9 protein-coding genes are annotated in these 12,227 nt (G+C 38.3%); all 9 read right to left on the bottom strand.

The genetic code is table 11. The features are described from left to right. Window positions 1-101: 101 nt before the first annotated feature. A complete protein-coding gene (locus tag CDC37_RS02425) occupies window positions 102-1,130 on the bottom strand; it encodes a glycosyltransferase family 2 protein (protein ID WP_096620321.1) in 1,029 nt (342 codons plus the stop codon). A gap of 35 nt (window positions 1,131-1,165) precedes the next feature. Then, a complete protein-coding gene (locus CDC37_RS02420) occupies window positions 1,166-2,206 on the bottom strand; it encodes a glycosyltransferase family 2 protein (protein WP_096620320.1) in 1,041 nt (346 codons plus the stop codon). A gap of 53 nt (window positions 2,207-2,259) precedes the next feature. Next, the gene (locus tag CDC37_RS02415) at window positions 2,260-3,561 is read right to left on the bottom strand and encodes an ABC transporter ATP-binding protein (RefSeq protein WP_096625843.1); all 1,302 of its coding nucleotides are present in this window, start codon (window positions 3,559-3,561) and stop codon (window positions 2,260-2,262) included. Between the two features lie 28 nt (window positions 3,562-3,589). Continuing rightward, entirely contained in the window at window positions 3,590-4,417 is an 828-nt protein-coding gene (locus CDC37_RS02410; protein WP_096620319.1) for an ABC transporter permease, read from the bottom strand. 67 nt (window positions 4,418-4,484) lie between these two features. After that, window positions 4,485-6,698, bottom strand: coding sequence for a GumC family protein (locus CDC37_RS02405; RefSeq protein WP_096620318.1), 2,214 nt, complete (start codon window positions 6,696-6,698; stop codon window positions 4,485-4,487). Window positions 6,699-6,757: 59 nt separating this feature from the next. Next, window positions 6,758-7,159, bottom strand: a complete 402-nt coding sequence (locus CDC37_RS02400; RefSeq protein WP_096620317.1) for a hypothetical protein — start codon at window positions 7,157-7,159, stop codon at window positions 6,758-6,760. A 1,709-nt stretch (window positions 7,160-8,868) separates the two neighbouring features. Further along, a complete protein-coding gene (locus CDC37_RS02395) occupies window positions 8,869-9,834 on the bottom strand; it encodes an RNA polymerase sigma factor, RpoD/SigA family (RefSeq protein ID WP_096620316.1) in 966 nt (321 codons plus the stop codon). A gap of 1,125 nt (window positions 9,835-10,959) precedes the next feature. Further along, window positions 10,960-11,601, bottom strand: coding sequence for an IS630 family transposase (locus CDC37_RS23885; RefSeq protein WP_197707004.1), 642 nt, complete (start codon window positions 11,599-11,601; stop codon window positions 10,960-10,962). After that, on the bottom strand, window positions 11,514-11,906 hold the full coding sequence (locus tag CDC37_RS24840) for a helix-turn-helix domain-containing protein (RefSeq protein ID WP_096619923.1): 393 nt from the start codon (window positions 11,904-11,906) through the stop codon (window positions 11,514-11,516). Before CDC37_RS24840 ends, CDC37_RS23885 begins: the two co-directional genes overlap by 88 nt. Window positions 11,907-12,227 lie beyond the last annotated feature (321 nt).

The raw sequence follows: 12,227 nt of genomic DNA, 5'->3' as shown, positions 1-12,227 counted from the left end.
TGAGTTGTAATTGAAAAAACTAATGATTGTCAGCAGATTAATTCTACTTATTGAACCGAAAGTGTTTGTGGCTTTATTTAAGCAATCCTCAAGCAATTACTTTACCTTTCAAAAAAGATTAACTTTTCTTTTAATTTATAAGTAATGGTTTTCATGAATAAGCGAGATAATTGCATAATGACTCGTGATGAACAGCCAAATTGCAATGCTTCTTTGACTGGAATAAGTGAATCTCTGACATTACCTGTGCGAGTAAATATTTGATAGCTACTACTTATAGCCCAAGATGCATAAGTTTCTCTTGCTCTTTTAGAAGCCTTCCTCGCGATTGTTTCTTGAATGTAATTAGGTAAGTATGATTGAATAATTTCGTCGGCCTTACGCAAATCTTGAAAAAACTTACCAGTACGCATAGAAGTTTGGGTCAGAGACCCTAATGTTGATTGGCGATATACGGCTAAAGGTTGCACTTCGTAGGCTACTGGGTATGTAGTTGCAATTCTTACCCACATCTCCCAATCTTCCCCTGTACAAGTGAAGCGACTGTCAAATCCTCCAAGTCTTTCATATACATCACGTCGTACCACAATAGATGGGGTTGTGATTCTCTGTTCAGAAGCTATTCTTTCTAGCCAATTACTCAAAACTCCACTCTCAAATTGTTCTAAAGGAGAAAAACTATGCCAGTATCCCTGATTGTCCATATATATCTGACGACAGAAAGCAGCACCGATATCTGGGTGTTGAGCAAATAGCAGTTCCATTTTTTTGTAGAACCCGTTAAGTACGTAGTCATCACCATGTAATATATGAATAATCTTACCTCGTGCCCTTTGTATGCATGTGTTAAAGTTCCTAATATAGCGAACGTTCTCTGGTTGACAGTAAAACTCAACGCGATCGCCTCCTAGTTCTTTAACAACTGCTTCCGGATCGTCTTTAGTTGAATAATCATCAACTACCTGAATTTGCATTACCTCCGGTCCCGGATCTTGAACCAATACGCTTGCAAGAGTCTCACGCAAGAAATTAGCACAGTTATAGGTAGGTATCATTACTGACCACAAGGGACGTGATTCTCCGAGTGGAATCGGTTTAATATGTTCGCGGAAAGATTGTTGATATTTCATAATCGATGAGTTCTAGATTTGATTAAATTATTTTTTTAATTACTTTCAGTATATTTACTTGGTGATGAATCAACCCAAATATTCTCAGCAATTTTTGGTAATTTCTGAAAAATCAATCCTATATATCCCCTTAATAAAGCTAAATTGACTAAGATACTAAAAATAAAAGAGTTATAATACTCTAGCAAGGTGTATATCTGTAAAGTTGCAGATTTTCTGGCTCCAAGTTTGAATAAAAATGATGATTTATCTAAAAAATAGATAGCATTCTTTTTTCTTGCCTTACAAATTATTTCTTCTGGTAAGTATGATTGGAAAATATCAATTGCCTCATATGTCTGGCGGATAATATCAGCATTATTTTGGGAAATTTGAGTCAGAGAAGCGGGTCTTTGACGGTATAAAGCTAATGGTTCCACTTCGTACCATATTGGATAATGAGCAGCAACTCTTGTCCACATTTCCCAGTCTTCAGTAAAACGTAAGCGTTGATCAAATCCACCTATACTCTCATATACTTCACGTCGTACCGCAATTGAAGGTGTCTGAATTATTTGTATCGTTGCAATACGTTCTAACCAATTATTCAAAATCCCACTTTCAAGTTGTTCTAAAGGCGATAGATGCAACCAATGGCTATGTTCATCCATAAAAATGTGTCGGCAAAATGCAGCGCCAATTTCCGGTGCTTCCTCAAAGGCTTTTTGCATCTTGCTGTAAAATCCATTTAGTACACAATCGTCACCGTGTAGTAAATGAATTATCTTGCCTCGAGAAAGTAGTAAACCAGTTGCATAGTTTTTTGTATTACCAACATTTTGTGGTTGCCTGTAAAACTCGACGCGACCTTGACCTAAATCTTCGACAATAGCTTGTGGATTATCTATTGTTGAGTGGTCGTCAACGACTAAAATTTGCATAAAATCCGGTCCTGGGTCTTGAGCAAGTACACTAGCTAGTGTTTCTCCCAAGTATTTTGCACAATTATATGTAGGAATTATGACTGACCACAGGGGTCGTTTTTCTCCATCTGGAATTGGTGCTAATTTGACATGATAAATATCTTGATGATTCATATATTAAGTGCTGAAAATTTTATTTAATTAATTTATTATTAGTTATTAAGTTATTAATCATTAACTATCTCAAAAACTTTTTGTGAAAGCTCGAATTTACAAAGTACAACTCCATCCCCATGAGGTCTAATCCCAAGACCGTCAGCATTGAGGTTAATTATTTCTAGTTCAAAGGCTGCTTCTACATAATCAAATATGTGATTTCCTAGAGGATCTGCAAGCCATAGGGCAACTGTGTAAAACCCAGGGTTAAGGTATACACTATTAATCTTAATTTTGATGATGTTACTACCTTTATTCAAATTAATCACTTCACCAATTGCTAGAGAGTCAGCATTGACTAAAGTGTTTCCTAATTTATCACACAGGGAAATTCCAAGACTACCTAAACTTCTGGCTGAATCGGAGACAATATCAATCAAAAATTCCAATGGTCCTTCGGAATAGGGCTGAAAATCTGCTAATTGATTGAGGCTACTATATTGAACTTTCTCAAATCGGGCTTCTCCACTGCCAATTCTACTCGCTTGAGATACATCAATCCATTTCCTTGGTGCTGCTTTCAATAAATTAGTTGAAAGATAGCGTAAAACAATACTATCTGTATTACCTTGAGTAATAAAGCGGCCTTTTTCTAACATGATACATTGAGAACATAATCTCTGAATTGCATCCATATTATGGCTGACAAACAAAACTGTTCGTCCCTCATCCTGAGAAACATCCTGCATTTTACCTAAACATTTTTTTTGAAATTGTGCATCACCAACTGCTAATACTTCATCTACAATTAATATTTCCGGTTCGAGATGGGCTGCTACAGAAAATGCTAGTCGGACATACATCCCTGAAGAATACCGTTTGACTGGGGTATCTAAAAACTTTTCTACTTCGGCAAAATCAACTATTTCATCAAACTTACGTTTGATTTCTGCCTTACTCATTCCCAAAATTGCACCATTGAGGAAAATATTTTCCCTACCAGTTAATTCAGGGTGAAAACCTGTACCAACTTCTAGTAAACTAGCTACTCGTCCTTTAATTGAAATTCTGCCATTCGTAGGTTCAGTGATGCGACTTAAAAGTTTCAATAATGTTGATTTTCCTGCTCCATTACGACCGACAATACCAACACGCTCACCTTGCTGAATGTCAAATGAAATATCTTTTAATGCCCAAAATTCTTCCAGAGTGCCTTTTGATTCATTCCTTGTTGAGCTTAGTTTATTTGCAAGTGATTTTGCCTGATTAGTAATTACTTCTCGAAAGGATTTATATTTAGATTTAACATCTTGTTGATGATTTAGAATGTATTTTTTACTTAAATTTTCGACTCTAATGATATTATTTGACACTGACTTCACTCCTATTTTAACCACAACTTCAAATTACGTCGGCAAATGTCCGTTCCATTCTGCGGAAATACCATATACCACTCCACAATAGTGCTACCACTAACCCAGTTGACAAGGCAAAACCGGGTAAAAATATCTGAGATTCTCCACCTAAAATAGCCCAACGAAAACCGTCGATTACCCCTACCATAGGATTGAGAGAATATAACAAACGCCATTGTTCTGGTACGACTTTGCTACTAAAGCCAACTGGAGAGATATACAAACCAAACTGAACTAAAAACGGAACGACGTAGCGAAAGTCGCGGTATTCAACGTTTAAAGCCGCAAGCCATAATCCGACACCCATTGATGCGGCAAAGGCGATTAAGATAAACAGTGGTAAAGTTAAAATTCGCCAATCAGGTACAAAGTTATACCAAGCCATTAATCCTAATAAAATCATGCCTGCAATCATAAAGTCTACAAAGCTGACTATGACTGCACTAGTCGGTACAATTAAACGGGGAAAGTATACTTTAGAAAGTAAGTTACTATTGTTGATTAGACTGTTGCTACATTCACTCAAGGCACCAGAGAAGAATTGCCAGGGTAGCATTGCTGCATATACGAGGATCGGATAGGGTGTATTACCTTCGGTTGGTAGCTTCGCTAGTCCGTTAAATACAAAGGTAAACACTACCATTGTTAAAAAAGGACGTAGTAATGCCCATGCCATGCCGATAACTGTTTGTTTGTAGCGAACTAGAATGTCACGCCAAGCTAAGAAGTAAAATAATTCTCGGTATTTCCACAGGTCTCTCCAGTACTGTCTTTCCGTCCGACCTGCTTCAATAACTAATTCTTTGGTGTTCATTATTCTTGATCTAATCTAAATATTTAATCAATTAACTAAACTTTAAATATCGTTTTTGTTTCACAATCTAGCTCTTTTGACCAAGACTGGATTGACTATTAAGTGATGTATTTCGATAGGTATGATTGTACTCAATTGATTCTCGCGAGTAATAAAAATAACTATCGGGTTCCCGCTTCACGTTTACCCCGTTAATCACCATTCCCAGCACATTCTGCTCGGATTGCGTCAAGAATTCCCTTGCAGCACTGGCGCTGTTCCAATTGACTACTCCGGGACGGACTACTAATAACAGTCCATCTGCTAACTTACTCAATACGGCTGCATCTACCATTCCGGAAAGGGGTGGAGTATCAAAGATAACTAGGTCATATTCCTGGGCAAAGGATGCTACTAGGGCTGCCATTCTCTGGGAATCGAGGAGTGCGACGGGATTGGGTGGTACAACTCCTGCTGGTAAGAGGTGTAGATTGGGAATGACTTCTTCCACAGCTAGGCTTAAATTTACTTGATTAACTATAACGTTAGATAAACCGATGGTGTTGTTTAATCCCCAGATGTGATGTTGAATGGGACAGCGCATGTCTGCATCAATTAGGAGTACCCGTCGTCCTAGTTGGGCTACTGTGACTGCTAGGTTTGCTGAAACTTCGGATTTTCCTTCCCCGGAAACGGAACTACTAACAACAATGGTTTTTAATTCGTTGTCGGAAGCCAGAAATTTGAGGTTGGCTTGCAGCATTTGATATGCGTCGCTGAAGGGGAATTGGGGTGTGTCCCGTCCGACTATTTGCGGTAAGTTGCGCTCTGGTTGTTCTGATTTTCGTTTGCTATTGCGGGGAATTTGGGGGATGACACCAAGTAAGGTGTAGCGAAATAGCTCCCGTGCTTCTTGAACGGTTTTGAGGGAACTGTCAATTAAATCAAGAGCAAACGCAGTAATAACTCCGCACAGGAAACCCGCGATCGCACCTGCGGCAATGATGAGGATTTTCTTTGGTCCTGCGGGTGTATCTGGTACTAGGGCGTAGGAAACAATCCGTGCGTTCCCAATGTTTTGGTTCTCGGCGATACGAATTTCTTGTTCTCTGTTGAGAAGGTTTTCGTAGGTGGTTTGAGCTGCTTTGAGTTTACGTTCGAGTTCCCGTTGTTTTTGTTCTAGTCGAGGAAGGATGTTGGCTCGTTGTTTGTAGGTTAGCCATTGTTTTTGCAGGGAGACTAATTGTCTGGCTAATCCGGAACGTTCGGCTTCTGCACGAGCGTAGTCTTCCATGAGCTTTTGCCGCAAGTCACCGAGTTGGAGATTGTCTAATTGAATTTGTTGATTGCCATCTACTTGATTGATGCGCTGTTGAAGTAGGTTTTGCAGAGTGGCTACTCTTGCTTGTAAATCCTGAATTGAGGGGTGTTCTGGGTGAAAGCGGGTTTGTTGTAAAGCAAGTTGACTTTGGACTTCTTGGAGTTGGCTGAGTACTTTTTGAATACCGGGAATCTGGCTGAGGGAACTGGAGGTGATGGCTTGCTGGGAATTAATGTTGGCTTGCTCTTGTAATGTTTTTACCCTCGCAGTGGCATCAACTAGTTTGGCTTGGACTTGGGTAATTTGGTCTTCGAGTCTGGCGATCGCATTTACGGAGGCTGTTGCCTCTTCTTGGAGGTTAATGACTTTGTTTTCTTCTTTAAAGCGACGTAGCTCTAGTTCAGCTGCTTGAACTATTCTCGCGGCATTCGGACGTTGGTCATCGAGAAATGTGCCGGCGGCGCTTGCTTCGGCTCGATTTTCTCTGATATTATTTTGTACGTACACTTCCATGAGTTTATTGACAACTTTGGCTGCCAACTCTGGGTCGTTGTCTTGATAGCTGACTTGGATGATGTCTGTCCCTTTGGCACTATCAACCTTGAGCTTGCTCCTGAATGCTTTTATCTGCAAGGGGTTTCCTTCGCTATCTTTCAGACCTAATCGTTGGATGGTTTCTTGGATTACTTGATTGGAAGTAATAATTTTTACTTGTGTGTCCGAAGGATTACTGTCGCGAGTTAGGGATTCCAGTTTGCCGATTGCTTCTCCTAAACCCGTGAGGGAGGGGGTGTTATTGGTTTTAATCAATAAATTTCCTTCAGCTTTATAGGAAGGTTGTAGGGAAAAAGCGTATATTGTCGCTAATGTCACACAGGTTCCAAAGATTGCCAATCCGGGAAGCCAACGTCTTTGTAGAACTTGAACATATTTTTGCAAATCAATTTCTTCGACATTTGTAGTTGATGTAACTGAATCCATTGTCGCAAGTATCCCAACTATTGATTATTTGATGATTGATGAATTTTAGACGATGTGGATCAAGAGCGAAAGGTCAACATTTTGGACTGTTTACGGGTGTATTCGCTAACGCTGGGATTCCCATCAAGGGGAACTGTACCCATTGCTTGTTGCCATAATTCCGGGGGTGCTAAGGTTACTTTGTAAACTCGCTCATATTTCTGAACGTGATACCATTTAATATCTTGGCAATGTTTGCACCAAAAGGCTTCTAGCCATTCACCGGTTAAGGGGATAGCTGTTTGACTTGCAATTAAAATCAATGCATCCCGACGAGATACTCCTTTTTGCTGCAATTTTCCGGGTTGGTCTGTGTACAAAGGATATTTAGGAGAAGCACTATCTAAATAACATCCGTGAATCGGACAAAAGATCGCTCGACGTTTAGAACGCTTACGGTTGCGATCGCATCTTCGTGGCAATTTTTTACTCCTGTGCTTTTTACAGTGATATGATATCTGCTTGATGATTGAATGTGTGAGTATTTTGAGTAAGTAGTCGTTGTGAATTATTGGGGTGGTCAGAAAGTAAGCTACAACTCTTCGGTGTATCCATCCGATTTTCCCTATTCCCCGTTCCCTTAAATTAATAATTTACCCTAGTCTAACGACCCATATTATATTCAATCAAATCCAAAGATGAGTGACAATAATCCTGTTCTTCCTCTTCCTAGACCATAATTTCGTCGTCCATCAGAAGGTAGAGGTTGGGGAGACTGAGATTAAAAAACCGTCGAAGTCCCATCACCAAAGTAAATGTAGTAGTTTGAAGTTTTGGAAGTTAAGTTAGATTTTACCTGCTGAGGTCAGCATCACACAAAACAGGCAATGACACTTGATATCAACAGGAATAAGTCACTAGCAATATATGGTACGTCATCGCAATATTAAGCAAGCAATCTCAAGACCTAATTCCCTCATCACGAATTGCGTGAGTCATAATGGAGAATACAAAAAAATACATACTTGCAAACAGCCAAATACTAAAAACCATAAATTCGTCACAACCTGCAAAAATCAAAGCGATTCCACTGAGACAAAGACAAGTTACATCTCTTTAGCACCCCATTCATAGATAACTAATTTTTTTCCTACGTGGTTGCCAAGTTGGCATATTTTTTTCCTCTGGACTCAGAGTTATTGCCGAGAAAATGCGTAAAAATATTTCCCTTCACTTTTTTGTGGTAGGTAAATGGGTATTTTTGTAATGATATTGTCTAGACCTAACTTTGAGCAGTTGTTCGGACGAGTATTTACATAGGGTGTTCCCTGATAATGTAAATTTCCTTGCACCACTCGCTGATGATTATATATCAATAAATATATATTTAGCAATACAAATATCACCACAAATATATAGTTATTTCGTATTTGTACTGGAGAGCTTTGAGGTGTATATGTGCTATTTGGAGTGTAGTCAAGAGTTGTTTTTTTGACTTCCAAGAAAACTGATATTAATCACTTTTAAAAAATAGATGTTTACTATATTACAAATTCTGCTGATATCGACTTCGCTCATTTATAAATGTAAATACCCATAAGTCAGTTCAGACATGATATCGCTGTAGTTCACACCTGTAAACCGGTATCATCAATTAGTATATTTTATTGCGATAAAACTTACGAAGTATCAAAACTGTCAGATGTATATCTTTACATGCCTATTTACAGATATAAGTCAAATAATATACTCATCGACTGCTACGGAAAAAAATAAAATTTTGTTTAAATAGTTGTCTAAAATCAAGCTATTTACCTACACGTTAATCTCTAGCTAGATACAGAGGGAACAGGGGAAACTATTTTTCGTTTTGATTTTATTGAAGCAACAGGTTAGACTTACTAGTACCACGGGGCATAAATACGCCTACCTGTTCCCTCGCAACCATGCTCCGCGTGGGTGCAGCATCTACAAGGCTCCTGCCTCGTGAATGAAGACAGTAGCCCTCGCTAACTGAGTAACCACGTAGAGCATAGTCACTAGATGAAGTTGTGACGAGGTTAATACTCGGTTTATTTCCCCCAACCTGTACTAGCCGTAAGTTAATCCGAAGGAAGAAAACTTATCAGAACTAGAAATAAATAAAAATAATTTCATCCCCATAGATCAGGGATGAACGAATCAAAACAGACTATGCTTGGAGAAACAAACGAATATCACGCTTTTTGCGTCGTAAACGCGCGATCGCTTGACGTTGAAGTTGACGTGCTTTATTACTGGGGATGTTCATCCGTTTTGCAACTTCCGTAAGAGTTAATTGTCGATTGCTAGACAAACCATAGCGAAGGGTTAACACTTCCCTTTGCTGGGAGGTTAACTCACTCAGTAGTTGCTGAATGTATTCCTGGAGGGAATTATCATCGATTTGTTGCTCCAGGGAAGAATTTGTATCTTCCAACACATCCTGTAGATTACTTTGTCCATCATCACCAATTCGGACATCTAGTGATACAGGTTTACCAGACATGCGTAGATAAGTCTGGATTTGTTCTGGTTCTAAATCGAGTTCTTCAGCAAGTTGCTTGATGGAAGGAGGTTTGCCGTATTGTTGATAAAATTCCCGTTGTAGATGTTTGATTTTTTTGAGTTTGCCACAAATATGGATTGGTAAACGAATTGTTCGACTGCTTTGGTCAATTGCTCTGGTCATTGCTTGTCGAATCCACCAGTAAGCGTAGGTGGAGAATCGATAACCCATATTTGGGTCGAATTTTTCGATACCTTTTTGTAAACCGATATTACCTTCCTGGATGAGGTCGAGGATATCTATATTTAGATTTTGATATTTTTTGGCGATCGCAACCACTAAGCGGAGGTTGGCTTCCAGCATTTTGCGTTTGGCAATTTCTCCTTGACGGATAATTTCCTGTAATTGGGGGACTGTGATGTTTGCTGCTGCTGCAATAGAATTGGTTGAGGGTGGAGTGGTGGAATTTTGTGTTAACTCCGCTTCTATTTTCAGCAACTTCATCATTTGCTGAACTTGTTTAGCGTATTTAATTTCTTGCTCTGGCGTTAATAAAGGAATTCGACCAATTCTAATTAGGTAGTTTCCTAATGTATCTGCAAATTTTGTTTGTGATGTAGATAAACTCATACCATTTTAGATTTTAGATTTTGGATTACTCCAGACTACTGTACTATGCACGATAAAATCGGAGTATGGGTACGTTTAGCGTTGTCGAAAACTAACAGAAATATGTAGGTATATGAATCAGGAAAACCTGCTTATATGGAGGTTTCATTTTTTTTATCTGTTGCCTTCTTTTTTAAAGTTGGCATCATAACTATCAGTAAATAGGAAATAGTTGTTTGGCTGTGAGTGAAAGTAATAATATATTCGATTTACATGTCAATGGAAGTAAGTAGTTATGAACTTCAGAATTTATAACCTATAGCTCTATAGCTACTCAAAACAGAGGTTAAACACACTTGGGGATAAATTAGATTGGGAAATTGATTTTTAACCGTAAAATTTAATTTTTAATAAAAAATAAGTGACAGTGAATTATAATTAAGTATAATATGTAATCAAGAGAAAAACAGTATCATTAGATAGAGTGTTTTCTATATCTAAAGCATGAATCAACGGGCAAAAACACAACTATGATTTTTACTTTGCTACCACAGTCCTAAATAATTTGTGAAATATTATATGTAGGGTTGTTAACGGTTGACAGTTGACAGTCACCTGTCATCAGTCAACAGCACGCTATTTTTTACGACTGAAATCGGTATTGCTATAGCAGATTCAAGTATCATTAGATCAAATGCTTACTATGGGAATGACAAATCAAGATAGTTTGCTAGAAACGACACTGGGGTTTTTACTTGCTTTCTGATAATAATAATACTGATGATTAATTTCCCTCTTCAAGATACCGAAAACTTATTGCAAATGTTGGATTATCCTGCGGTGCTACATTATTCAACCTAACCAGTGTAATTCTGCATTTCTCACAGGTAAATGGTAACAATGGTAAGCATTGAGTAATATCAATTCTCTTGTACTTTTAAATAAATTAAACTAGATAATCAACGGTTATAGCCCCTAATCCCGCATTTCCCACAAAACCCTAAAACTCACAGAGAGTAGGGAGTAGAAGGAAAATGAATTCGTTACTCAAGGTTTACGACTTACTCGCTCAAAATCCAGGTAATGTGTAGCAAGCATCAGCGTAAACGATATCACAGCTGATACTAAATACAGCAGATTCGAGGTTTATGAGGTACAGTAGCAACAATTAGTAAACCAATTTTTTAGATGCTTTGGATCAACTAATGTCAGTGCAATTTTAATTAAACCATCAACTACAGATGCACTTTTAGGAGAAAACTGTTTTAAGAACGCTTTTAATTGTGACCACCAATGTTCAATTGGATTAAATTCAGGGGAATAAGGAGATAGATAAAGAACACTTGCTCCTACAGATTCAATCAAAGGCTTAATCTCTTCGACTTTATGTGCTGGCAGATTATCCATTACAACGACTGCACCAACCCATAATTGTGGAAGTAAAAAATGCTCTACAAAAACTTTATAAGCTTCTCCATTCATTGAGCCATTTAAAGTCATCACAGCTAAGACTTTTTTGAAGCTAATTCCTCCAATTACACTTATTTTTGCACCTCGGTAATATGGTTTAAAATCATAAGCTCTACTCCCGCGATCGCTTCGAGCATGAGTTCTAGTCAAACCAAGCAAAACACCCATTTCGTCTATAAACACAAGGTTTTCTGGGTCTATGTGTTTTACTTTCTCCCAATATTCTAATCTCAGTTTTTGGACTCTTTCTGTTTTCGCTTGGCTGCTACGTAAAGTCTTTTTTTTCGAGTTAATTCTTGTTTTTGCAATGCACAACACATCACACTTGCACACACCCAAATGTTATATTTTTCTCCAAAATACTCGCAATATTCCAATAAAGTTAAATCCGGGTAACTTTGAACCATTTCTGCTAATTCGCTACCGTAATCATCTAGCTTACCCTTCATTGCTCCACCTTGCTTTTTGGGTTCTAGATGCCCTTCCAATCTTTTTTGCCTGATTAGCTTCTGCACATAGCTTTTTGCTATACCAAACTGCACAGCTACTCCTCGAATTGATGTATCACCCTTTTCGTAAGCACTTACTATTTTTTCTCGTAAATCGATTGAGTAGGGTTTCATTTTAATTTTTGATGCACTAATAACAAGTGTACCTCATTTACCTCGAAAGTGCTGTATTTGTGATATCGCATAGAATTCTACCCCACCCTCTAAACGCGAAGCGTCTTCTCGCAGAGTACTTTTACTTAAGCTCGGGGAGGAAACTGGATTTCTGTTCCCCCTCCTTACGAGTGAGGTAGGGTTATTTGTATGCATTTTCAGATGAAATTGGGATTAATTTTCTTTCTACTCCCCATTTTCTCTTCCCTCTCAGTTTGAGAGATTTACTCCAAATGCAGGTAGAATATATTTGATATTTTTATCATTTTGTATCATCAACAG

Origin of the sequence: Calothrix sp. NIES-3974 (assembly GCF_002368395.1) — a bacterium.
Taxonomy (GTDB): domain Bacteria; phylum Cyanobacteriota; class Cyanobacteriia; order Cyanobacteriales; family Nostocaceae; genus NIES-3974.
This window is presented reverse-complemented; position numbering and strand designations above follow the sequence as displayed.